The following is a 22,687-nucleotide window of genomic DNA, read 5'->3' as shown; positions in this document are numbered from 1 at the left end:
TCCATGTGTTTATATTCATCGCCATGTAAAATGTCATCTCGCCTAAGCTCGTACTTCGTTTTCTATTCTATCATTGCACACAGTACTCCATGATGGTACAACCATCATGGAGTACTTACTTTTTAACAGCTTATTCATTCTTTTTCTTCACTTTTCTTATATGTCTTTAACTTTAATACCAAATATTAAGTCTTGTTATATTACTTACAAACTCATTGTACCAAGTTTTATTGTAGTATCTCTAAAAACTCAGTAAAGTTATCTACTATTTTATAAAACACTGGTTCAAACTCTCCTGACTCTTCATGAGACCATACACACACCGATGGATTCTCTTTATTTTCTCTAAAATCCAAGCATACAAAATCCCCTGCAAATATACTAGCTATTGGTAATACCTCTGCACCTAATAAATCTTCATTATCAGTTAATCTTTCCTCTATCTGTGAAAATACAACATCAATATCATAGATCCCTTTAGGGTTATTTTCAATGTCATCCAGCATACATAAAAACCTTTCTATCGCATAACTACGATTATCACATACAAATGTAGCTTCTTCAACTTCTGCACCATTATACACTTTAATAAAATCCAAAAATGAACCTGGTAGTTTTAATCTCCAAAAATTTTCATGTTTTTTTATTAACTCTTCTGAAGGTAATGGTTTTACAATAGTATCCTGTTTTATTTTCATGTTTTTACCTCTTTCTTTAGTTTACTATCTAGGAGCATCGGCCCACATTCCGGCCGACCTTCCACCATTGTGAATCGTAATATTGTGTATTCCAAAAGGAACCAACTCCATTTTACCCGGTACTTCAGTATGATGCCATGTCATACCTTCCGGTCGTCCACCTATTGCATTATCGAGCCATTTAAATTGCTCTTCGTCTGACATTAACCATAGCCTCTCTGGAAGTTGCTTTGTCTCTACAACAAGCCCAGCACTCTTAAAATCGGCAAATCCGTATCTCATTCCATCAGCTTTAATAACCTTCACATCAGGAACCAAACCATCTGCAACTGCTTTTTCCTTAATCATTCTTTTTTGACGAGCCGTTAAATTAGCTCCACCGTGAAGTGACTTATTCCATGACCACGTTTTATTTGATATAATTTTTTCACTGTACAACTTTACATAATCATTAATAACATCATCAAATTTCTTAGTTCCATTTATAAATTCATCTATATTATTTAAATTAGCCTCATTGACTATCTTACTGGAATTACCCGTACCCTTAGCCACACTACCTTCCTTACTAACTCCTGAACCACCACTACCCTTAGCAAGTTGATAAGCGTCATCCTTAGCTGCCGTACTTGCCTTTGAAAACTTTCCAGCTACTTCTCTAACAGTTGAAGATTCTACATAAGGAATCTTCACTCCTATTCCAGTATCCACCGTCCTAACTGCTACTGGAATAGGAGTATTTTTCACAGTATCTAGTGCATTCTTTAAAGTCTTATTTTCCTTAAGCGATTGTACCACATTTTTACCCAAATTTGGATTAAAACCAGGCATTCCGTCTTTGAATTTTAATAATTTGGCTAAATCAGCTAATTCACTCGTCCCTTTGAATGCTTTTACTCCTTTTCCTACTGCTCCAACAACTGGGATTGCATCTAATCCGCCAAAAATGATGTTTGCTGTGCGTTCTTCTTGGCTCAATTTCCGGTGTGTTCCCCAGTCTTCTCCGTCGATACCGCTTTTTATTTGTACACCTCCGTATACTACTGCGGCAGCGGCCCCGAGTGGCGGGCAAAGGATTGTTGTGATGATGATTCCTAGGCCTATTCCTATGTCTCGCACCATTTCTAGTTTTTTCTGTTCATCTTCTATCGATTTGTATTCAAATCCTCGTGTGGATGGGACTACTTTCTTGTATTCTTCATAATTTAATTTTGCATCTGGATTTTGTTTTTTTAGTTCTTTGTATTCTGCCCTAAGTACGTTATCAAATGCAGGAGAATCTCTAAAAATATCTTCTACTGTTATTCTATCTTTCTTCTTCTGTATTGTTTGTGGTACACTTCCGTAGCCTGCATGCGCACCTGGTAATACTGTCGTTGTTGTAGAGCCAATTCGGTTATTTGTTTCAAAACTGAGAATAGATGTATCTCTCATTTTTTGAGCGAATTTATCCATTTCTACTAAAAAAGGTTTATCTATATGTTCAGAGACTAATCGCCCTGCTTCTCCGCAATATTTTTGTAATGTCGAATAGCTATCAAGTAATTCCCCGATTTTTTGCGATTGATCTTTAGGATTAAAATGTATACTACCATCCGAGTCTAAATCTCGTATTCTTCCATCAATTCTTTTTAATGATTCATTTGCTTCCCGTAATTTTATGAGTGCATCTTTTGTAATTCGATTCATACCATCCCCCATGTTTTGCCATGGTTCAGGTCTATATTTCACATCCATCTCGTTTTCATCCCCCCAGCCGTATGGTGATTTCTACAACTTACTTAATATTTCACGTAATTGTTCGTCCTTTTCAAGCATTTCTACACATACATTTCCTACAACTGTCGCTGACCTAGAATAGTGTTCAGCCAATTCTAGTGTTTTGTGTAATATATCAGGATATTTTTCAATTACTCTCATCGCTTCACCTTTTTGATAAAAATCACAGCTTAATAAACTCTCAATATTCGTTCCAATGACGTCTACATGGATTTTATATATATTTTCTAACTTCATTACTATATCAAGTAGTTCTTGAAAATTAACTAATACTTCTTCTCCACCACCAGAACCACTATCTCCCATTGATACTTGCATTATTGAATACCTCCTAACGAGAATTGTCTCGGGTCAATTAACTTTTTATATGGCATTTTTAACACGTCATACAATTTCTTATTAACCGCATAGAGGCTCACCCAGTCATATCGATTACGATCTACATCTATTTGAACGAAATCTTCTCCTTCAGTAAAATATAAGAAACATTCCCATTTTCCTCCTCTATTACTTCGAGGCCTCGTATACGTTTCTATCGCTATAACGTCTTTATTTGATAAATCTTTTTCCTCAAATGTTTGTTGTTCTGCCTCTGTCATTCTCTTTGAGAAAAATGTATCTTCTATTTCCCTCGGTTCTCTCAATAAGAAAGGAATGCGTGTTAATAATGAAAAATATACGTCCGGTTTTGGTATGTAGTCGATCTCGTATTTTTTATTTGGTTCTATTTCTGTTAATACAGCCACTCGGTCTTTATCCTCTTTTAAAAAGCCAATTAATACATTATTCATTCTCGTGTATTCATGACAATTTTCATATTCCTTTAATAGTTCAATTATTTGAAAAGCTGCAGGGGTAATTCCATTTTCACTTGTAAGTAGGCCTTTTTCTTTTAAACTCGTAGTTGCTTTCGTGACACATTCTGCATCAAGTAAAATAATTGCGTCACGGTTTGGCAATCCAAATATATCGGTAACCCCAGCTGCACCTGCGAGGACATATAATTCAGCAGGTGCAAAACTCATTTCTTTCCCCATTCTTTTATCCCTCGTTTCTCCATCACAGTTGTTTTATCTCCCTTACTTCCGATTTATCTCCGTACGTTTGAATGCTTTTATCTAACTCTTTCAAAGCTTTCGTATGTCCTTCAAATGCCTCTACCATTTCTGAATTATATTGAATGATCAAATCAAGATAACTTAAAAATGCATCTCTCGTTTTTCCATTCCATTTCGCACCTGTGACATATGCTTTTAAGTCTTTCGCTTGGTTTAAAGAATCCTTCATACCATTTTCAATGTTTTGTGCGTAAGAAATGGCACTTGCAGTGTTACTTCCTATAATTTCAACCTCTTTACCACTCATGTTGGTTCCCTCCATTCTTTGTATGCTTAATGGATAAGTTTTTCAAATTCCTTTTTCTTTTCTTCAAAAGCCTTGGTCGCTGCAGCGTATGCTGACGCTTTCTCCGATTCTGCTTTCGCTTTATATTCCAAATACTTTGCATAAGCTGTACTTTTTGCAGATCCAACATCGCTTAATGCACTTTTAAAATAGGATACTAATGTATGTAATTCTTCATCCTTTTCATGACGTTTTTGTTCAAATTCAACTGCCGGAATTTTATTAGCTTCTAAACCATTACTTTTACTCTCATAATCTCTCTTCGCTGATTCAGCATCTTGAATGAATTGCTTTAACTCTCTTTCTTTATCTTTTAAATAATCATGTAAATCATCATACCGATCTCGTTTCCTCGCACTTTCTGTAAAACCAGACGCATTTAAAAAAGCATTGTACAATTCATCTAACATCTTTCTCCCCCTTTAGCACAATAACTATGTAGTTAAATTCGTATATTTAAACATGAATATTCATTACATTAAGAATTAACAAATAATTATTTTTACATATTGCTATTTTATCAAAGGGATTTTAACATTTCCATATTTTATGAATGGCTTTCGCATTTTTCTTCAATAAAGTGAAACTTTAATCAATATGACTATGTATTTATGTGCAGAAATAATAAAAAACACTGCCAGGCGCAGTGTTTTTTATTATTACCTTTTATCCAATTCATTCGTATTAAATCCTTGCTTGAGAGTAAGACCAGTTCTTTCTTATTTCATCAACAACTATTTCTGGATAATCCCAATGAAGCGTACGAGTAGGCTCCCGGACTCGTTTTACTATTCCTTGGGCTGTTTTGTTTCTATATTCATTCCAATATTTTGGCTCAGTCGCGCTTAAAAGAACAATAGAAAAAGGATCTGATATGAATATCAGATCCTTAACTTTAATTTCTTAATACATACATCTTTTTACACGATAACTGGTTCATACGTGCTCAAATTATCATACTCAGTTTTTACAATACTAGGCGGAAGGTTAACACATCCTCAGATTCACCTTTTCCTGTAGCAGTGCATAATGTTTAATAAAATTAAAGCATATTTTTACTTACCAGATTTAATTTTTTCGTTATATTCTTCTAAAGTTAACCCTTTTTCTTTTAGATAAACAGCAACTTCTTTTCCTACATAACGATAGTGCCATGGCTCATACTTAATGCCAGTAATATTCTCTTTATCTTTTGGATAGCGGAGAGTAAATCCATATTCTGCAGCATTCTTATCTAACCATTTGAATGCATCGGTAGTTTCAAATTTTGCATTTAAATCTTCTACAGTATTCTGCCATTCAACTGAAATAATGTCTAACGCTAATCCAGTATGATGTTCACTTGCACCAGGATACTGAAGATATTCCAATGCCTTAGCACTAGCCTCTTTATCCGACAAACCTTGAGATTTATAGCTTTTAACTGACGCATCATAATACGTTTGTTGTAATTTTATAGCTCGATAACCTGATCTTAAATAAAGATTGATTCCCTCTTTTTTTGCAGCTGCTACCATATCCTGATAGGAAGTTGCAATTCTACTATCTATTTTCATATTTGGCTTCGCATTTTGGGTGATACTTGTTAATTCAATTCCTAGTTCCTTTGATAACATATGCTCTCTATTTACAAGGATAATTCTCCAATCATTAACATCAGAGATAGGTAAAACATCTTTTTTCTTCGCATGTATTTCATTTTTATTTTTATCGTTATTATTAGTAGTTGCCTGAGATGTTTGCTTTCCACTACAAGCAGCAAGACTCCATCCCATTGCTAATACCAATGCTAAAATTATAAATTTTTTAATTGTATCTCATTCCCTTTTTGTTTATTAGTCTTTATACCAATTTCCCAACACGTCTCTAGGAATCTCCTTGAAATCCTTCAAAGAAACGGGGCCGATAAATTTTTTAATTCCATGTTTTTTAGAATTTTCATCCGAATAATCTTTTAAAAATTGAATTTTAAATTGTTTCTTACCATCGGCATAGTCGGTTACTGTCGGTACGATTGCCGCTTGTCGTATACCAAAAGTTTTATCTTCATACTTAACAAATTGTACATAAGATAATCCTCCAACTAATGTTTCTAATTTTTCTTGCGCAGAAATAAGATTTCCAAGAGAATAATAGATTAGCGTTTCATGTCCATCTTTATTTTGTTTCCACTCAATTGGTTGAATTACATGTGGATGATTTCCAATTACTACATCTACACCTAAATCTGTTAAATATTGAGCAACTTCTTTTTGTTGCTTTGAAGGTGTTGAGGTATATTCTACTCCCCAATGCACCATAACAATCACCATATCAGAGCTACTCTTTGCCTTTTCCACATCATTTTGTATCGCTTTTTTATCAATTAAATTTAAAGCCCAAGACTTATCAGCTGGAATTTTAATTCCATTCGTACCATATGTATAATTTAGTAACGCAAAACGAATACCATTTTTTGTAATCGTTTTTATTTCATTACGCTCGTTTTGACTCTCATTAATACCTACCGGGATAACATCCGGATATTTCTTCCAGTATTCTCTTGTATTCGCAACACCTTTAATACCCATATCCATAGCGTGATTTGTCGCTTGCGTCACTATATTGAATCCAGTGTCCACTAAAGATTGGCCTACTTCTTCAGGTGTATTGAAAGTCGGATATCCCTGTACTTTTAAATTATTTCCGGCAATCGGAGTCTCCTGGTTCACTATAGCAAGATCACTTGATTTAACAGCTTTTTTGATATTTTCATAAATATAATTATAATCATATGAACCGTCTTTTTGTTTGCCATCTTTAATTACTGCGTCATGATATAAATTATCACCCGTAGCTATTAAATTCACAACCGATTGTACTTTTTTATCTTCCGTAAAATTAGGAGACTGTTGGATAGGACTTTTATCTACCCAATTTGGTGCTTTTAATGATGTATCTATATTGGATTCAGCCGGTGGTAATGAAGCTTTAGATGTCTTAACATCAGTATTACCACAAGCGGTTAAAAGCACTAAAAAAATAAGACATACTAAAAAAAACTTTTTACTTCTCTGTAAAGTATCTAACATGTGATCCTCTTTTCTGTTTTATTCCTTATAACTAGTTCTAACAAATCATTCTTTACAACAACGTATTTTGGTTTTACCTTTAATTATGGAAGGACACTCTGTTACACCTGCTTCGGAATATACTAATAATTATTTTCCGCTTTCTAGCAATCTATCGATTCCATCAGAAGTGATAGATTACTAGAAAAAGATGATCCATCAGGATGTCGACTAGTTTGATATACCTGTTCCAATTGCAGTAACTCGTTTAATATTTAAACAAGATAGGAGAATCGTTCATATAGCCTCTTCTCTCGCTTTATGTTTAAGGTGCCTCCCAAAAAAGGGATCGTTGCTGTACCCCTTTGCATAGTGCGAAATTTTTGTAACTAATTTCTTTCATTCAAGCGACAAACATTATACCGATAACAATAAGTAAGACCCAAGAACTTATTTTACCAATATACGAAAAAAGTAGCAATCTTTTGTCCCATATAAAGAAGCCCATTAGGAGAAATGAACGAGAGATTCATTCTATTCAATTCCTTCATTGATTAATAAAAAAACAAGCCACCCAACTATTGGATGGCTCTATACTATAAAGAGAATTTGTTATTGGATTACTTCAATTTCCCTTCAAAAACAATCTTCCTACCGCACGGCTCAACTACTGTTTTGCCGTCTTTCTTTACTTCATGAAAGATTGGCTCTTCCATACGACGAGACGGAGCGTAGCCTTCTTGTTCCATACGTGCTAAGCAGTCTGTAATTGTTTCATTTTCAAGTACTTCAAATTTCTTTTTATTAGGTTGTTTTGTCATGCCCTAACCTACTTTCTATTTTTCTTGATGCGAATTGATTTTTCATGTAGACCATATATAACATTGCGAGAATTCCCATTATAATCATAACCGCAATAAAAAAGCTTGTATACTGTATTTTTTCTATAAATACGCCGCCTAATACAGGTCCCATAATACTGCCTAAACTAAAAGCGATTCCGGATAATATATTACCTGCTGGTAGTAAGTGTCTCGGTAATAAATCAGTCATAAATCCAAGCCCTAAAGAGAAGCACGATCCAATAACCATACCCGCTAAAAGCATGCAGGCAAAGACGATCCAGTAATATTGATCAAATATGGCTGCAAGCAAGAAAATGCCCGTACTTATACAGAACGTCCACGTTAATATACGGTCCCTTCCGTATTTGTCACTTAATATACCGAGCGGAATTTGTGTAATAATACCCCCAACTGCAAATGCTGGTAACAAGAAGGATACATCTGAAACAGACCACCCTTTACGAAGTGCGTATACTGGTAAGTTACTGTTTAACATTGCTTCAAGTACGCCATATGCAAGTGGTCCCAGCAGTGCAATCCATCCTAATCCAACAACTTGTTTATAACGAGAAAATGATGATTCACTCTTCACTTCTCTTTCATCTTGCGCTGGGAATGCATTTTTTGTTGGAAGTAGTAAAAGCCAACCTATTAAACAAAGTATAGTAGATATAATAAATGGTGTCGCAAGACCGTACTGCACAGTGCTTGCTAAATACGGACCAACGGCAAAACCAATTCCGAAGAATACACCGTATATCGATACTTGTCTCCCTATTTTACTTGGGTCTGATGTTGTCGTGATCCATGTTTGTGTTCCGACATGAAGCATATGATCTCCAACTCCAACTAGAAATCTAAGGATAAACCATACCCAAAATGAAAATGTTTGTGTAAAAAAGAATAATGAAATAATAACGAGAAACCCACCTATAACAATAATCGGCTTCATTCCAAACCTTTGCATCGGTTTTTCAAGAAACGGCGAAATAACTAATATCCCAATGTACAATGCCGTCGCATGAATACCATTAATACTTGAACTAACCCCTTCTTGTTCAAAAATCATTGCAATGGCCGGTAAGAGCATTCCTTGTGACAAACCCGAGATTGCTACAATCCCAACCATAATCCAAAAAGTAAAACGCATTGACATCCTCTGTCCCTCTCCTTCTCACGCTTCCACTTTTCATTATAAACTGTTTCTTCAAATGCGTGTACGAATATTCGCAATAAAAAACAAGCTAAAAGAATGAACCTTTTAGCTTGTTATCTTATCCTTCCCAAACTTGCGCTTTCACATTGTAATGAAAGTGTTTAAAATATGGATTTTCATAAAATGAAGGTCCATATAAGTAATGTTGCATATGAGCTGTTAGTGGCTGCTGCATTTGTAAAGGAACTACAGCTGGTGAAACTTGCATATACATCGGATCTATCATTATTTTTGTATAGATATGATGATTATATGGCGAATAAGCGATTAAGGATGGTTTATGCATTGATAATCTCCCCTTATACATACAAATGTTATAGTATATGCAACACTTCTCATTTCGGGGATTATTTCTGTTCTAACCAATCCTCTACATGTTTTATAAATACATCTAAACAATCAATAAACGGCGAGTGTCCGCAATCTTCTAATACCTTCAACTCTGCATTTGGCAAATGTTTCGCTAATTCCTCACCGACTACTTGCGGTACGACATAATCTCTATCACCTTGTATGACGAGTGTTGGCGCTTTAATACGATGAATTTGTTTACTTCCCTCTACAACCCCATTATGTTCATCTGAAATATTAAATGTAATGAGCGCATAATTCACATCTACGAAATTACGTTGCGTTAACATATCATCTAAATACTTTTCATAACGATCCGGTTCAGGTTGATTATGTGTATATATTAATAGATTCCATACTGTACGGTAATATAGTTTGTTCATATTTTTTATCGCATCTAATACTGGAGCGATTTGTACTGGATCTTGCGCAATTTCTTCTTTCGTCTTTACTAAACTTGATACAATCGGCTGCCCATTCGTATCTTTTTTAAAGATTGGGTATCCTTTCATTCCTACTGATTCTACTAAAATTAACTTTTCTACAAAAGTTGGGTGATTCGCTGTAAATTGCATCGCAACGCCACCACCCATTGACCAGCCCATTAATGAAAATTTCTCTAGCTTTAACTCGTCAATAAATAATTTTACATCGTCTGCAAAGTCTTGTAATGAATCTATCGACTGATTATACGTTGATTGTCCAAACCCTCTTAAATCAAGAGCGTAAATATGGTATTGATCTTGCAACTTTTCAATAACTAAATCAAAGTGTTGTGACGATGTCATGTTCCCGTGAATGAGTACAAGAATATCTGTATTTCGCCTTCCAACTTCCTGATATGCAATCGTTTCTCCGTTCGATAGTGAAACAAACTCCATTGTTGCAGGCTTAATCATCACAAGTTCCCCCATTCTATTTAATAGAAAGAAAATTCTTTACTTAATTAAAGAATAGCACGTAGAATATACGTTCGCAACATAAAACCTATAAGAATTTTTTACATAAATCAACATGTCTATTACTAGACAATTATTATAAAAAAGTATATAGTTAGCTAGGTAACTAATTTGAAAGGATCAAAATACATGGACGAAAAACAACATTTTTTTCACATCGTCAGCCAGACTTCTCGAAAGTTTACGAAGAAATTTAATGAACGTGTATCTCCAACAGGGTTATTTAGTGCGCAATGGGCTGTTATTTTCCGCATTAATCAAACTGGTTCTTGTACCCAAACAGAATTATGCCAGTATTTAAATGTTGAATCACCAACGATGACTCGTACGTTAACACGTATGGAAACGATGGGATGGATTATTCGTACAGAAGGTAAAGATCGCCGCGAGAAGCTCATTTCTTTATCCGAAACAGCGATAAAGATGATTCCAGTATGGCAAGAAGAAGTTGATACTTTCGAAGAAAAAACGCTAGAAGGTATTAATGAAGATGATTTACATCAAGCATTTCAAGTGTTACAACAAATTATTAAAAATTTAGATTAAATTGGAGGGATGACGATGCAAAGTGAGAAACTTTGGACGAAGGATTTCCTCGGAACTTGTTTTAGTAGTCTATTTCTCTTCTTAACATTTTACATGCTTATGACTACTCTGCCTGTCTATGTTATAGACGGGCTAAAAGGAAAACCTGAGGAAATTGGTTTAGTTGCAACTGTGTTTCTTATTTCTTCTGTTTTATGTAGACCATTCACAGGAAAATGGCTCGATGATTTAGGAAGAAAGAAAATATTATTTATTTCACTTTCATTATTTTTAGCCGCTACTGTTATGTATTTCGGTGCGCAAAGTTTATTCTTATTACTTGCCCTTCGCTTCTTGCACGGTATTGGGTTCGGGATGGCAACGACAGCTACTGGTACGATTGTAACTGATGTTGCGCCAGCTCATCGACGAGGCGAAGCGCTTGCATATTTCGGCGTATTTATGAGTCTGCCGATGGTAATTGGTCCTTTTTTAGGTTTAACAATTATTTCTCATTTTTCGTTTACTGTATTATTTATCGTTTGTTCCGTATTTTCATTACTTGCATTTTTATTAGGACTACTTGTAGATATTCCACACGAAGCACCTGTTAGCAAACAAAAACGTGAAAAAATGAAATGGAAAGACTTAATCGAACCATCTTCTATTCCGATTGCACTTACAGGATTTGTTTTAGCCTTTTCTTATAGTGGTATTTTATCCTTTATTCCTATTTATGCGAAAGAACTCGGTTTAAGTGAAATTGCAAGTTACTTCTTTATTTTATACGCACTTGTTGTTGTCATTTCTCGTCCATTTACAGGAAAGATTTTTGATCGCTTCGGTGAAAATGTACTCGTTTACCCTGCTATCATTATTTTCACAATCGGAATGTTCATATTAAGCCAAGCACAAACTTCATTTTGGTTCCTTGGCGCAGGTATGCTAATCGGTTTAGGTTACGGGACATTAATTCCGAGTTTCCAAACGATTGCGATTTCTGCCGCTCCAAACCATAGACGTGGTTCTGCGACAGCTACGTATTTCTCATTCTTTGATAGTGGTATTGGTTTTGGTTCTTTCATTTTAGGTATTGTCGCAGCGAAATCCAGTTATCATAATATGTATTTTATCGCAGCTATTATCGTTGCGTTCACTTTACTTTTATATTATGGATTACACGGACGAAAACAAAAATTCAAGAAACAACCTACAGACGGAAAAATTTCCGCTTAACGTTAATAAGGAAAGTAAACTTCCCCGTTTACTTTCCTTATTTTGTATTTCTTTCAAGACGAGCGTATACTTATAGTAGAAATAAAAAGGAGGGCCATATATGAAACTAAAAAAATCTCCCCTACTCTTACTTATACTAACATTCATATTTGTAATTACAGGGCTTGGGTTTACTTACTTCAAACAAAATAAAACGACTCCATCAAAACATAATGTGACAAAAGAAAACTGGTTAAATGACCCTTACTTACGTTGGTCGTACACACACATGAAAGAATTCACTTTAGTTAATGACGTAAAAAACAATCCTGACCAAATTGCTCACTTCCCTTCCGCATTGCAAAACTTAGACGATTTTGCTGTGGAGCGTAGATTCGGAAATACAACTCCTCTAAAAAAACTTTTAGATGATAACAAAACAGATGCTTTTGTCGTTGTACATAATGGACAACTTGTTTACGAACGATATTTCAATGGGTATAAACAGAATGAACCTCATGGTATGGCATCATTAGCAAAAGTCTTTACCGGGGCAATTATACAATCTCTCGCTGAAGAGAATCGTATCGATTTAGAGAAAACAGCTGACACTTACATAAAAGAATTAAAAAACACACCGTTCGGTAATGCCACACTTCAGCAATTAATGGACATGCAAGTTTCAGCTGAATATCCTACTCATGGATATGAGCAACCTGGGCTAGAAAATCAAGATGCACAATTATATTTAGCTAGCAATATTTTACCCCGTGGCAAAAATTACGACGGTCCGATGAAAATTTATGATATGTTACGGGAAGCCGAAGAAACTGCACCGCCTGGTTCTTCCTTTTCTTACAATAACGGATCAACAGAAACGCTCGCTTGGATTATTAGAACTATTACTGGTAAATCACTAGCTGAAAATGTAAGCGAACGAATTTGGTCTCAAATTGGTATGGAAGAAAACGCGTATTACGTTACAGATGAAACAAAAGTAGAACAAGCTAGTGCTGGATTAAATGCAACTGCTAGAGATATGGCGAGATTCGGGCAATTACTATTAAACAACGGGGAATATAACGGAAAACACATTCTCCCTTCTTCTATTACAGAAAGTGTAAAAAATGTCCAAGAAGGTGAACTTGCAATTGGCCCTGGAGCTTCCATTTCTTATCATAATCAATGGTGGATTCCGCACAATGAACAAGGTGCTTTTGAAGTGTTAGGTAGTTACGGACAAACACTTTACATCGATCCGAAAGCAAATATGGTAATCGTTCATTTCTCTTCTAACGCAACGCCAAGTAATGAAATACATTCGACTTACTCAAATATGTATATTGATATTGCACATCATTTAGAAAAGCTTCCACAGTAGTGGAAGCTTTTTCATTACAGTACATTATTTACACTACTATACCAATTATCTTTTCGTTATTAGAAAAGAATGAAAAAACAATTACCTAAAATACACCTATCGAAAATTTTATAAGCAGTTTACAATTTTAATTGAGCGTTTAACTTATACATCCACATCTTTTGGAGAATGTATTAAAACACTTCCCTTACAAAGATTGTCTGTTCATATTGGTCGAAAATTTCTTCTATAGATGAAAATAAAGTTTCTTCCGGGATGATGAACTTTATTTTTTGACCAGTTTGCAACAGTTGCTTTGAAGCCAGCTAGTAACCTTTCTCTATACTATCCCTATAAGTGCTACCCCATTTCCAACCGTTTTTCTTCTAGTATATTAAAAGCAGAATTTGATACGAGGCTCTATATCAATCTATCAATAAATTACCACTCTGTAAATATCTGAATTTTCTTTACATTGAAGGTTATCTCCTAACCAACCTCGAATAATTGTAATACATATACATAAGGAGGTTGATCTATTTTGTTTCGTTCCTTTACAAATGGTTGCGTCGCCTTAGTGCAACGCTTCTTGCCAGAACCGTTTATTTTATCATGTTTACTAACTGTTTTCGTTATCTTCTTTGGTATGTTTGCGACTCACCAAACACCTGTAGAAATGATTAATCACTGGGGTAATGGAATTTGGGGACTCCTCGCCTTTTCTATGCAAATGGCACTTGTACTCGTGACTGGATCTGCTTTAGCAAATGCTCCTCTTATTAAAAAAGGATTAACGAAAGCTGCCAGACTACCAAAAACGAATGGACAAGGCATTATTGCCATTTCAATTGTAAGTTTACTTGGTGCATACATAAACTGGGGCTTTGGAATTGTTGTATCTGTTTTATACGCAAAAGAAGTGGCAAGGCAGCTGGACGGATTAGATTATAGACTAGCAATCGCCTCTTCTTACTCTGGATTTCTCATTTGGCATGCCGGTCTTTCTGCCTCTATCCCTCTTACGTTAGCAACAGGCGGTGAAACGTTAATTAAAACGACTGCTGGAAGTATTAAAGAGGCGATTCCAATAACAGAAACGTTATTCTCACCATACGCTCTCGTTCCAGTTATTATTTTTCTCATTACGATGCCTCTCATTAATAAAGCGATGCATCCAGATGAAAAACATACGATTACAGTAGATCCTAGCGTGTTCCATGAAGAAGCTGCTGCTCAAGAAGTAGAAAAAAATACGTTCGCTGAAAAGATGGAAAATAGCATTATTATTACACTTTGCGTTGGATTGTTAGGTCTCATTTATATTTTCAATTACTTTTATACGAAAGGTTTTAACCTTACTCTCGATATCGTGATTTTTATGTTATTAATTGCAGGTCTTATTTTCCACCGTACTCCGATTCAGTATATTCGTGCTTTTTCAGACTCTACAAAAAGTGCTTCTGGCATTTTACTTCAATTTCCGTTTTACGCAGGAATTATGGGCATGATGATTGGAGCAAATAGTGAAGGACTTTCACTTGGAGGAGCTATTTCTAATTTCTTTATTAGCATTTCAAATGAAACGACTTTTCCGCTCTTTACATTTTTAAGTGCTGGCATTGTTAACATTTTCGTTCCATCTGGCGGCGGTCAATGGGCTGTGCAAGCACCAATTATGATTCCAGCTGGCGCTGAACTTGGTGTACCTGCTGCAAAAACAGCAATGGCAATTGCATGGGGCGATGCTTGGACGAATTTAATTCAACCTTTCTGGGCATTACCAGAATTAGCGATAGCTGGTTTAGGTGCTCGTGACATTATGGGATTTTGTGTTGTGAACTTACTATATGCGGGTTTCATCATTAGTCTATGCTTTTTATTTATTTAAACGAAAAGCTAGTTTTATACTAGCTTTTTTACATAATAAATCACTTATTTCCCATGAATTTTATAATCTTCTCCCACTCTAACTCCGTAAGATGTAATGACTCAAATGCAAAAAAATCTTCGCACACTTTTTCAATTAGATGTGGATTTCCCCTCAAAAAATTCCACTGTAATACTTTAGGAAGAAAATGCATTTCATATTCTTTACTTCCCCGTACTACCTCATCAACTTCTCTTTCACAAATTCCTCTTATTAAATAATCATTTCTTAACTCTATTTGAATTTGCTGAAATGTTTCGCTACATTTTTTCAATTGAAGTAAACACGTAACATACTTCCGAAAAAGTTCGCCATCATACTGAACACAGTTTATAATACGATCGACTTCATTCATAATGCACGAGCCTTTTCTTCTATTTGTAATAACCATTTCTCACGCTTTGATACTTTACTCGTTTTCACAGATTGAAACACTGACCGTTTTATATCGCGAATGCCACAAAAACGTAAAACACCTCTCTTCATTATAATCCAATCTGCTGATCGATATAACAATGCGACGTACCATAGAGGCGAGTCTAACGTATTAATAACCCACGCTTTTTTCCCTTGCAATAATCCTTTCGGCAGAGCCCCTTCATATTTATAAGCAAATCCAGCTACGAAAATACGATCAATAAAACCTTTTAAAATTGCTGGCATCCCCCACCACCATATTGGATAGATAAATAGAAGTGTATCTGCTTCTTCTACTAACATTCTGTACCGAGCAGTTTCCTCTTCATTTACTAAATCACGTCTTTTCTTCTCTTCATTGAATACGAGGACTGGATCAAATTGTTCTTTGTATAAATCAAGTACGGTAACTGAATGATTTGTTTCCTGTAGTCCTTTTTGCACATGATTGAAAATCGCCGCGTTAAAACTGGAAGGACTAGGATGAGCATATATAATTAGTACGTTCACTACAAAACAACTCCCTCTATACGTTAAAGTTTCCCCTTCTTTAACATCTTCTCTACAATTTGTACGTTTTTCGAACTTTGCAACAATCGATTTAATAATATAAGTAACTCTTCTTTTTCTAAATCTTTCAGTTTCTCTTTAACTGCACTCTCACCAGCACCTTGCATATCATAAACAACTGCCGCCATATGTTTACAATAATTTTCATAGGGACACTCACAGTTACTTTCTGAAAAATCTTCGAGATCGATAACTACTTCATAATTCCCTGCATTTCCAGTAACGAAAGCAAACACTTTTTTATCTTGTATTTCAACATCTTCTACATGCCCATCTTCATAATATTCATATCCCTTATCTACAATGTACTTTGGGATCCATTTCGTTATATCTTTTAATAAGTAAGCGTACATAATTGTACCCCTTCCTTTAATTCCCTTTTGACTTCGAAAATCCTGCATGTTATTCTAATTACTGTTAAGTAGCAAGTCTACGTGACAAAACGACTGACACCTATTCGGCGAAGGTGTCTCTTTTCATTTGCAGCCGATATGAATTGCCTCTTTCAGGCACATTCAATTTTTGACACTACACACTCAACACCATTCCCTGTATCAGGCTGCTTTAGCAGTCTTTTACTCTACATACTCCGTTATTTTAAGAAAAAAAGAGAGCTTAGCTCCCTTTTCTCGCCTTATACAATACCCCTTTTTCAGCATAGAGATATTCATCAGCTAATGTAATTTTCCCATCCAGTTTTAGTTCGTCTAATAATCTTGATAAATAAAATTGATGCAACATCTTTTTCGTGAATTTTCCTTCATGATGCGAAACGATATGTTCTTGAATATCTAACAATGATATCGGCTTATCTTGCTCTATCATATATTCATAAACTGTACTACGCAGTTTTACGTATTTTTCGAGTGTCACAGTAATGCGCAACCCCTTTCTTCTTAATATAAATTTTCGTAATCGGTTTTTTTGCAATAAAAAAACCTCTCCGATAAGAAGAAGTTACGTATATATCTTCGTCTTATCTCCCAGAACAAATATGTTCTGCTGGAATTAGCACCTGCATCGCGGTTGCTGGGTTTCATCGGGCCAGTCCCTCCACCTCTCTGGATAAGAAAATATTCACTTAATTCTTACTATACGTAATTCCACTTTAATTGTCAAACAAATATAATAAATTATATTTTCTTCCTTACTGTTCATACTACCCATATACGAACACGCAAGGAGGATTATGAAATGCATCAAAATGCTCGCGGATATGTACAAGATTCTTTTCAATCATTACAAGAAGCTAAAAATTGTTTAGAAGAAGCGCTCGAAACAGTTGAAAAAGATTTTAATCGCGCTCGTATTGAACAATCACTTTATGCTGTTGAACAAGCTATTCAACGTTGCGAGTACACCGTTCACATTTTAGAAAAAGATTAAAAACTTCCCATCAATTGATGGGAAGTTTTTTCAAATGGCATACTTCATAATTATTGCCGTTATGATTAAAAAATATACAGAATTAGCAATTTCTAAAATTCCTACTTTTATAATAGAAATTTTTTTACCATACAACATAATCGCTCGAATGACACTTGGTATAAAAATGAGAGAACACCACGGATTAATCGCAAATACAATTATCGTTAATACGATATGATATCCCCAAGATATAAGACGATACTTCGGATTATTTTTTTCACGAATCATCGTTTTCACATAGAACGTACTACCTAAAAAGTATAAAAATGAAATAAGTGCAATGAATATAGCTGTATGATCGATTTGCTTCATTGAAAAGTAATAACTAATTAACCCACCGATACAAAACACAATAATCGCACAAATATCATTTAATAGTGCTCTTTCATTTTTTTGACGAGCGTAATACATATTCACTATAAATAATGGAATCATTACTATTACGAATAAAAGAATTCGCCACTCATATAATAAAGAAATCACCCCAAATAGGAACGCAATAATAAAATAAACAATGGCAGCTTGTAAAAACTCTTTTTTTCGTCTTTGCTTTATGTACGTAAGAAATGGATATGTGGCTAAATAGATAAAGAACCACGCTAAAAACAATGGAATATGATAAATAGTAGGTTTCCCAAGTACGACACTTAATAAAAAAGGAATAACAAGCATAGCCCATGCACCATGTTGCTTCGGAATAACTAACTTCATTAACTATACACCTCCCTTTTGAAAAAAGTTCTCACCTACAATTATACAAATAATTTTATATAATAGCGGATGCATATTGAAACGATTTTTTGACAAAAAAATGCTCCTTACATTATGTAAGAAGCATGAAAGAGGCAAACGAATATGTAAGTCGCGACCCTACCTTATATGAGTATGCTTTTCTATGTCACGTTATGCTCATCTAATATACCGTATTTCTTTTTAAATCTTGTAAGAATCGTAATCCATGAAGTACTAAATAGTAATAAGAAAATAACATTCGAAATCGCATGGCTCAAATCAAAGTAAAAACTTGCGATATAATACGAAATGACAGTTTCCCATGTTGCTTCTCGTATAAAACCGAGAAGGCCCCAGAAATTCATAATCCAGCCAAATAAAAAGCCAACAATTACTCCGTAAAGAAGTCTCCCCCATAGCTTTTTCATAAAAAATGTATTACGAAGTAAACCTGCTATAAAACCAATCATGCCCCACGAAAACATTTGCCACGGTGTCCATGGACCTTGTCCTAAAAAAATATTAGATACGATTGCTGCTGTAGCACCAATCATAAAACCAGTTTCACTTCCAAATACAATTGCAGAAACGATAATGACAAAAGAAGTTGGTTGTACACTTGGTAAAATAGAAAATGGCACCCGGCTTACTGCTGCAATTGCCGCTAATACAGCAACGAGAACAATTTCACGTGAAACAAACGCCTTTCTTTCAAAACGGATATAGAAAGGTAACATAATAACCGCTAATATAAACAAACTACTTAACATGTAATAACCGTCCATAACAAGTGTCGTAAAAAGCAATGTGCCGATTATTACTGCAAAGATACATATTATGAATGCAACATATCGTTTGGACAAGCTTCGTACACATCCTCCCACGTTAATGCATATGGCAAGTCTTTTCGAATGAATCGATTAATAGATGTTGTATAAAAGAAGTTGCCGCTAAAAAATTCTTTCGGTGCATCATTCATAATGACTGTTCCATCAAATAACATCATACATTGATCCACGTATTTCGCTGCAAACTCAATATCATGCGTTGCCATTACAATTGTTGTACCTTCTTTTTGTAGCTTCCTAAATAGCTCTCCTACTCTTTCTTTCTTCCATGGATCCAATCCCTTTGTCGGTTCATCAAGTAATAATAAAGTCGGCTTTGATAATAACGTCGTACATAACGCAAGTAATTGTTGCTCTCCTCCGCTACAATCGTGCGGATGGCGTTCTTTAAGCGAATACAACCAAAACTGTTTTAGCGTATCTTCTGCTATTTCTTTTCCTTGTTCTCCATATAATTCACGCGCACGTTCATAAACCTCATCCCATACTGTATCAAATGTAAAATGGTAATACGGATGCTGCGATACATACCCAATACTTTTAAACCGTTCTTTCGAATCGATTTTATGTATCACTTTTCCGTTCCACTTTACTTTTCCTCTTCTCGCTTTTTGTAATCCTGCTAAAATCGTTAACAGTGTAGACTTACCTGTACCGTTCTTCCCAACGAGCGCTACCCATTTTCCTTTTTCAATCGAAACTGATAAATCACGTAAAATAAGCGGACTATTTTTTTCATATTGGAACGAAATATGCTCTGCGCTTAAAATTACCTCTTGCTTTTCACTTTGTGCTATTGGGTCATTTACATATGATATCGCTGCAAAATCATTCATTTTCATTTGCGCCTCTCGCACTGTAAACGGAATATCTCTCACATTCCACTCTAAAAATAGCCTTGGAATTTGCGGAATAAATGGACGGAATGTTTCTACTCCCCACATATCCGTAATAACAATTTTAGGACTACCATCATACATAATACGGCCATTATCCATACAAACAACGCGTGTTGCAAGCGGGATAACTTCATCTAAGCGATGTTCACTTAAAATAATCGTAATTCCAAGTTCTTCATTAATCCGTTTTAATAATCCTAAAAACTCTTTTGCAGCGATTGGATCTAACTGCGCTGTCGGTTCATCTAATAATAGCAATTTCGGCTGCATAACTAATACCGCAGCTAAATTGACAAGCTGCTTCTGCCCACCAGATAACGTATGAACAGATTGATGCAATAAATCTTGAAATCCTAAAAAGCTAATAAGCTCTGCTATTCTTTTTTGAATAATATGTGATGGTAATCCGATATTTTCTAAAGAAAATGCTAATTCTTGAATCACTGTATCCATAACGATCTGGTTTTCTGGGTTTTGAAATACCATCCCAATTTCTTGGGCAGATAACAAATCAGCTACTTCCTCTATTAAAACACCCTCATAAAATATCTCTCCAGAACGCGTACCAATTGGAAGTAACTCCTTTTTAAAATGTTTTAATAACGTCGTCTTCCCAGATCCCGATCCTCCAGCAAGTGCAATAAACTCACCTTTTTGAACAGAAAGAGAAATATGCTGTAACGCGTATTCGTTTTCATCAGCATATACAAATGATAAATTGTTTATTTCTGCATGCGCCACCATATCCATTCTCTCCCTTCCATCATAATTGGTAAACTAATAAACAGTGTAAATAATACAAACATCATTCCATCGTATTGCTGGAATAAAATAGATTCGACTTTCGGATAAATAATCAATTTCCCTCCGCCATAATTACTACATACAATAGCAGCTATAAATAAAATGATTAAATAACTGAGCGTATACCAATCACGCCTTTCCATTCTATAGCGAATATACGCCGTACGCTTCGTTACACCAAATCCACGAGCTTGCATAGAATCTGCCGTTTGCAGTGCATCTTCTAATGAACAAATTAATAATACTTGCAGCAATTGCGTACCATTTTTGACGCGTTCAATTATCGAACCTGAATCTACCTGCACACCTTTCGTTTTTTGGACGAGTGTGATTTTCTTTAATCGTCTTATAAACAAAGGAACAAATCTCACTGTAATCATCGTTAACAATGCAACTTTCGGTGAAATTCTTGAAAACAAATATAAAAATTTATGACTGGAAATAATATCATTGTATGACGCAAACGTAAACATAACTGCAACTAGTAATAACCCCATTACTATTCCAAACATAATCGCCTCAAGCTTAATACGGCTATCACCTAACCAAAATAACGTAGTTCGACCTCTATGCGTTAATAACGAATTAAATAAAATTACCATAAAAAAGAAAACAATTGTGCTCGGTAGCATCTTTCTTATCTTTTCGCCATTTCCTTGCATCACATTTAACATAATAATTAATACTATTGCTCCAATTAAAAAAAGAGGATGAAGACACATCGTACATAGTATCATCACCCCGATATAATAGAAAAAATTCACAAAAGGATGTAAAGAAGAAAAACTTATTTTCATAGCCCTTTACCGAATGCCTTTCTTATTGTAATACGTATACCCACTCAATTGTATCTCCTGGTTTTACCGTAACTACACCAGCACTATGGTTTGGAAAAGCACCGTTCACACGATATTTCCATCCACTAGTATCCGCAATATCTTTTTCATATAAATCATTAATACCTTTTACATAAATACTATCTCTAGATCCGCTTGCATCAACATCTAATCCTGTACGTTGTAATACTTTATACACAGTGTCGCCTTCTTGTACATCCATCTTTTTCGCACCCATTATATATCCGTTATTTCCTTTTACCGAGATTGTTACTTGTTTTGCTTGCGGTTTCGGTACTGGTACTGGATCTGGTTTTGGTGGTTCAGGTTTTGGTACTGCCGGAGTCGGTATCGTTTTCTCCGCTTTATTCGGATCTTCTTTTTGCTCCTGCTTCGGTGTTTCTTTCGGCTGATTCACAACCTTTGCTTCTTCTTTTACTTCTGGTGCTTTCGGTTGTTGTTTCTCTTCTTGTGCTTGTTGCTGCTCTGGTTGCTTATTTACAGCCGGCTGTTCTTTCGGTTGTTCCTGTTGTTTCTCTTCTTTCTTTACCTCTGGTTGTGCCTGCGGCTTTTCCTCTTTCGGCTTCTCTTCTACTTTTTGTTCTTGTTTCTCTTTCTGCGCTTCTTGCTGCTTTTGCTCTGATTCAGCTTGCTTTTCTTCTGTTTTTTCTTCCGGCTTCGCTTCATCTTTTTGTTCTTCTTGTTTCGCTACCTCTTCTTGCTTCGGTTCTACCTTCTTCTCAGGCTTTACAGCTGCCTCTTCACATCCGGCAAGTAGCCCGAGCGAAAGCAGTAAAGAAATGAACCATTTCACCTTACTCATC

Annotated in this window: 26 protein-coding genes and 1 riboswitch; of the genes, 5 read left to right on the top strand and 21 right to left on the bottom strand. The window is 35.3% G+C overall.

All coding sequences use genetic code 11. The features are described 5' to 3' along the window. Positions 1–227 precede the first annotated feature (227 nt). The 12 genes from M1D66_RS11045 to phaZ all read right to left on the bottom strand — a co-directional run bounded on the left by M1D66_RS11045 (position 228) and on the right by phaZ (position 10,242). Positions 228–698 carry an SMI1/KNR4 family protein gene (locus M1D66_RS11045; protein ID WP_000695049.1) on the bottom strand — a complete coding sequence of 157 codons (471 nt, stop codon included), beginning with the start codon at positions 696–698 and terminating at the stop codon, positions 228–230. A 24-nt stretch (positions 699–722) separates the two neighbouring features. After that, entirely contained in the window at positions 723–2,435 is a 1,713-nt protein-coding gene (locus M1D66_RS11040; protein WP_153595177.1) for an HNH endonuclease signature motif containing protein, read from the bottom strand. 33 nt (positions 2,436–2,468) lie between these two features. Further along, the gene (locus tag M1D66_RS11035; RefSeq protein WP_001198201.1) at positions 2,469–2,795 is read right to left on the bottom strand and encodes a hypothetical protein; all 327 of its coding nucleotides are present in this window, start codon (positions 2,793–2,795) and stop codon (positions 2,469–2,471) included. Continuing rightward, positions 2,795–3,514, bottom strand: a complete 720-nt coding sequence (locus M1D66_RS11030) for a DUF5081 family protein (protein WP_000514121.1) — start codon at positions 3,512–3,514, stop codon at positions 2,795–2,797. The genes M1D66_RS11035 and M1D66_RS11030 overlap by 1 nt, the downstream gene beginning before the upstream one ends. A 22-nt stretch (positions 3,515–3,536) precedes the next feature. Next, complete coding sequence (locus tag M1D66_RS11025; protein WP_000014537.1) at positions 3,537–3,842, bottom strand: WXG100 family type VII secretion target; 306 nt, start codon at positions 3,840–3,842, stop codon at positions 3,537–3,539. 26 nt (positions 3,843–3,868) lie between these two features. Then, positions 3,869–4,291, bottom strand: a complete 423-nt coding sequence (locus M1D66_RS11020) for a hypothetical protein (protein WP_000883455.1) — start codon at positions 4,289–4,291, stop codon at positions 3,869–3,871. A 645-nt stretch (positions 4,292–4,936) separates the two neighbouring features. Next, positions 4,937–5,668 carry a M15 family metallopeptidase gene (locus tag M1D66_RS11015; RefSeq protein ID WP_000241986.1) on the bottom strand — a complete coding sequence of 244 codons (732 nt, stop codon included), beginning with the start codon at positions 5,666–5,668 and terminating at the stop codon, positions 4,937–4,939. A gap of 48 nt (positions 5,669–5,716) precedes the next feature. After that, complete coding sequence (locus tag M1D66_RS11010; protein ID WP_242555122.1) at positions 5,717–6,952, bottom strand: CapA family protein; 1,236 nt, start codon at positions 6,950–6,952, stop codon at positions 5,717–5,719. A 599-nt stretch (positions 6,953–7,551) separates the two neighbouring features. Further along, on the bottom strand, positions 7,552–7,752 hold the full coding sequence (locus tag M1D66_RS11005; protein ID WP_000166303.1) for an NETI motif-containing protein: 201 nt from the start codon (positions 7,750–7,752) through the stop codon (positions 7,552–7,554). Continuing rightward, positions 7,736–8,932, bottom strand: coding sequence for an MFS transporter (locus M1D66_RS11000; protein WP_242555121.1), 1,197 nt, complete (start codon positions 8,930–8,932; stop codon positions 7,736–7,738). The genes M1D66_RS11005 and M1D66_RS11000 overlap by 17 nt, the downstream gene beginning before the upstream one ends. Before the next feature lie 118 nt (positions 8,933–9,050). Next, complete coding sequence (locus tag M1D66_RS10995) at positions 9,051–9,278, bottom strand: hypothetical protein (protein ID WP_000549500.1); 228 nt, start codon at positions 9,276–9,278, stop codon at positions 9,051–9,053. A gap of 61 nt (positions 9,279–9,339) precedes the next feature. Further along, positions 9,340–10,242, bottom strand: coding sequence for an intracellular short-chain-length polyhydroxyalkanoate depolymerase (phaZ, locus tag M1D66_RS10990; protein WP_006920435.1), 903 nt, complete (start codon positions 10,240–10,242; stop codon positions 9,340–9,342). Between the two features lie 189 nt (positions 10,243–10,431). Here phaZ and M1D66_RS10985 point away from each other — a divergent pair, with 189 nt between their 5' ends. The 4 genes from M1D66_RS10985 (at position 10,432) to M1D66_RS10970 (ending at position 15,290) form a co-directional block, all read left to right on the top strand. Next, on the top strand, positions 10,432–10,848 hold the full coding sequence (locus M1D66_RS10985; RefSeq protein ID WP_000343680.1) for a MarR family winged helix-turn-helix transcriptional regulator: 417 nt from the start codon (positions 10,432–10,434) through the stop codon (positions 10,846–10,848). A 15-nt stretch (positions 10,849–10,863) separates the two neighbouring features. Beyond that, complete coding sequence (locus tag M1D66_RS10980) at positions 10,864–12,063, top strand: MFS transporter (RefSeq protein ID WP_001190318.1); 1,200 nt, start codon at positions 10,864–10,866, stop codon at positions 12,061–12,063. A gap of 100 nt (positions 12,064–12,163) precedes the next feature. After that, positions 12,164–13,423: a serine hydrolase domain-containing protein gene (locus tag M1D66_RS10975; protein ID WP_000768744.1), complete on the top strand. Its 1,260-nt coding sequence runs from the start codon at positions 12,164–12,166 to the stop codon at positions 13,421–13,423. Between the two features lie 520 nt (positions 13,424–13,943). Next, positions 13,944–15,290 carry a short-chain fatty acid transporter gene (locus tag M1D66_RS10970; protein ID WP_242555120.1) on the top strand — a complete coding sequence of 449 codons (1,347 nt, stop codon included), beginning with the start codon at positions 13,944–13,946 and terminating at the stop codon, positions 15,288–15,290. Positions 15,291–15,330: 40 nt separating this feature from the next. On the opposite strand, the gene M1D66_RS10965 is transcribed toward M1D66_RS10970, so the two are convergent. From M1D66_RS10965 to M1D66_RS10950, 4 genes are all read right to left on the bottom strand, one after another. Next, on the bottom strand, positions 15,331–15,684 hold the full coding sequence (locus tag M1D66_RS10965) for a group-specific protein (RefSeq protein WP_242283512.1): 354 nt from the start codon (positions 15,682–15,684) through the stop codon (positions 15,331–15,333). Further along, entirely contained in the window at positions 15,681–16,256 is a 576-nt protein-coding gene (locus M1D66_RS10960) for an NAD(P)H-dependent oxidoreductase (protein ID WP_001101580.1), read from the bottom strand. Before M1D66_RS10960 ends, M1D66_RS10965 begins: the two co-directional genes overlap by 4 nt. A gap of 23 nt (positions 16,257–16,279) precedes the next feature. Beyond that, positions 16,280–16,669: an SWIM zinc finger family protein gene (locus M1D66_RS10955; RefSeq protein ID WP_000271528.1), complete on the bottom strand. Its 390-nt coding sequence runs from the start codon at positions 16,667–16,669 to the stop codon at positions 16,280–16,282. A gap of 262 nt (positions 16,670–16,931) precedes the next feature. Then, a complete protein-coding gene (locus M1D66_RS10950) occupies positions 16,932–17,189 on the bottom strand; it encodes a hypothetical protein (protein WP_000171476.1) in 258 nt (85 codons plus the stop codon). Between the two features lie 100 nt (positions 17,190–17,289). After that, positions 17,290–17,388: riboswitch (SAM riboswitch) on the bottom strand. A gap of 122 nt (positions 17,389–17,510) precedes the next feature. On the opposite strand from M1D66_RS10950, the gene M1D66_RS10945 reads away from it, so the two are divergent. After that, positions 17,511–17,702: a hypothetical protein gene (locus tag M1D66_RS10945; RefSeq protein WP_000554032.1), complete on the top strand. Its 192-nt coding sequence runs from the start codon at positions 17,511–17,513 to the stop codon at positions 17,700–17,702. Positions 17,703–17,732: 30 nt separating this feature from the next. Here M1D66_RS10945 and M1D66_RS10940 read toward each other — a convergent pair whose 3' ends face one another. From M1D66_RS10940 to M1D66_RS10920, 5 genes are all read right to left on the bottom strand, one after another. Further along, positions 17,733–18,455, bottom strand: a complete 723-nt coding sequence (locus tag M1D66_RS10940) for a YwiC-like family protein (protein ID WP_242555119.1) — start codon at positions 18,453–18,455, stop codon at positions 17,733–17,735. Between the two features lie 182 nt (positions 18,456–18,637). Continuing rightward, entirely contained in the window at positions 18,638–19,339 is a 702-nt protein-coding gene (locus M1D66_RS10935) for an ECF transporter S component (RefSeq protein WP_000044901.1), read from the bottom strand. Continuing rightward, positions 19,312–20,973, bottom strand: a complete 1,662-nt coding sequence (locus M1D66_RS10930) for an ABC transporter ATP-binding protein (protein WP_033692498.1) — start codon at positions 20,971–20,973, stop codon at positions 19,312–19,314. The genes M1D66_RS10935 and M1D66_RS10930 overlap by 28 nt, the downstream gene beginning before the upstream one ends. Next, complete coding sequence (locus M1D66_RS10925) at positions 20,946–21,824, bottom strand: energy-coupling factor transporter transmembrane component T (protein WP_033687086.1); 879 nt, start codon at positions 21,822–21,824, stop codon at positions 20,946–20,948. Before M1D66_RS10925 ends, M1D66_RS10930 begins: the two co-directional genes overlap by 28 nt. A gap of 22 nt (positions 21,825–21,846) precedes the next feature. After that, positions 21,847–22,686 carry a DUF4430 domain-containing protein gene (locus M1D66_RS10920; protein WP_006922556.1) on the bottom strand — a complete coding sequence of 280 codons (840 nt, stop codon included), beginning with the start codon at positions 22,684–22,686 and terminating at the stop codon, positions 21,847–21,849. Between the last annotated feature and the right edge of the window lies 1 nt (position 22,687).

It is taken from the genome of Bacillus sp. PK6-16 (assembly GCF_056530295.1).
This window is presented reverse-complemented; position numbering and strand designations above follow the sequence as displayed.

Bases quoted from the DNA above. Each gene is read 5' to 3' on its own strand.
- M1D66_RS11040 (WP_153595177.1), bottom strand. From the start codon at position 2,435: ATGGATGTGAAATATAGACCTGAACCATGGCAAAACATGGGGGATGGT.
- M1D66_RS11025 (WP_000014537.1), bottom strand. From the start codon at position 3,842: ATGAGTGGTAAAGAGGTTGAAATTATAGGAAGTAACACTGCAAGTGCC.
- M1D66_RS10965 (WP_242283512.1), bottom strand. From the start codon at position 15,684: ATGAATGAAGTCGATCGTATTATAAACTGTGTTCAGTATGATGGCGAA.
- M1D66_RS10955 (WP_000271528.1), bottom strand. From the start codon at position 16,669: ATGTACGCTTACTTATTAAAAGATATAACGAAATGGATCCCAAAGTAC.
- M1D66_RS10975 (WP_000768744.1), top strand. From the start codon at position 12,164: ATGAAACTAAAAAAATCTCCCCTACTCTTACTTATACTAACATTCATA.
- M1D66_RS10940 (WP_242555119.1), bottom strand. From the start codon at position 18,455: ATGAAGTTAGTTATTCCGAAGCAACATGGTGCATGGGCTATGCTTGTT.
- M1D66_RS11010 (WP_242555122.1), bottom strand. From the start codon at position 6,952: ATGTTAGATACTTTACAGAGAAGTAAAAAGTTTTTTTTAGTATGTCTT.
- M1D66_RS10995 (WP_000549500.1), bottom strand. From the start codon at position 9,278: ATGCATAAACCATCCTTAATCGCTTATTCGCCATATAATCATCATATC.
- M1D66_RS10930 (WP_033692498.1), bottom strand. From the start codon at position 20,973: ATGGATATGGTGGCGCATGCAGAAATAAACAATTTATCATTTGTATAT.
- phaZ (WP_006920435.1), bottom strand. From the start codon at position 10,242: ATGATTAAGCCTGCAACAATGGAGTTTGTTTCACTATCGAACGGAGAA.
- M1D66_RS11030 (WP_000514121.1), bottom strand. From the start codon at position 3,514: ATGGGGAAAGAAATGAGTTTTGCACCTGCTGAATTATATGTCCTCGCA.
- M1D66_RS11020 (WP_000883455.1), bottom strand. From the start codon at position 4,291: ATGTTAGATGAATTGTACAATGCTTTTTTAAATGCGTCTGGTTTTACA.
- M1D66_RS10920 (WP_006922556.1), bottom strand. From the start codon at position 22,686: ATGAGTAAGGTGAAATGGTTCATTTCTTTACTGCTTTCGCTCGGGCTA.
- M1D66_RS10980 (WP_001190318.1), top strand. From the start codon at position 10,864: ATGCAAAGTGAGAAACTTTGGACGAAGGATTTCCTCGGAACTTGTTTT.
- M1D66_RS11005 (WP_000166303.1), bottom strand. From the start codon at position 7,752: ATGACAAAACAACCTAATAAAAAGAAATTTGAAGTACTTGAAAATGAA.
- M1D66_RS11035 (WP_001198201.1), bottom strand. From the start codon at position 2,795: ATGCAAGTATCAATGGGAGATAGTGGTTCTGGTGGTGGAGAAGAAGTA.
- M1D66_RS10945 (WP_000554032.1), top strand. From the start codon at position 17,511: ATGCATCAAAATGCTCGCGGATATGTACAAGATTCTTTTCAATCATTA.
- M1D66_RS11045 (WP_000695049.1), bottom strand. From the start codon at position 698: ATGAAAATAAAACAGGATACTATTGTAAAACCATTACCTTCAGAAGAG.
- M1D66_RS11000 (WP_242555121.1), bottom strand. From the start codon at position 8,932: ATGTCAATGCGTTTTACTTTTTGGATTATGGTTGGGATTGTAGCAATC.
- M1D66_RS10925 (WP_033687086.1), bottom strand. From the start codon at position 21,824: ATGAAAATAAGTTTTTCTTCTTTACATCCTTTTGTGAATTTTTTCTAT.
- M1D66_RS10985 (WP_000343680.1), top strand. From the start codon at position 10,432: ATGGACGAAAAACAACATTTTTTTCACATCGTCAGCCAGACTTCTCGA.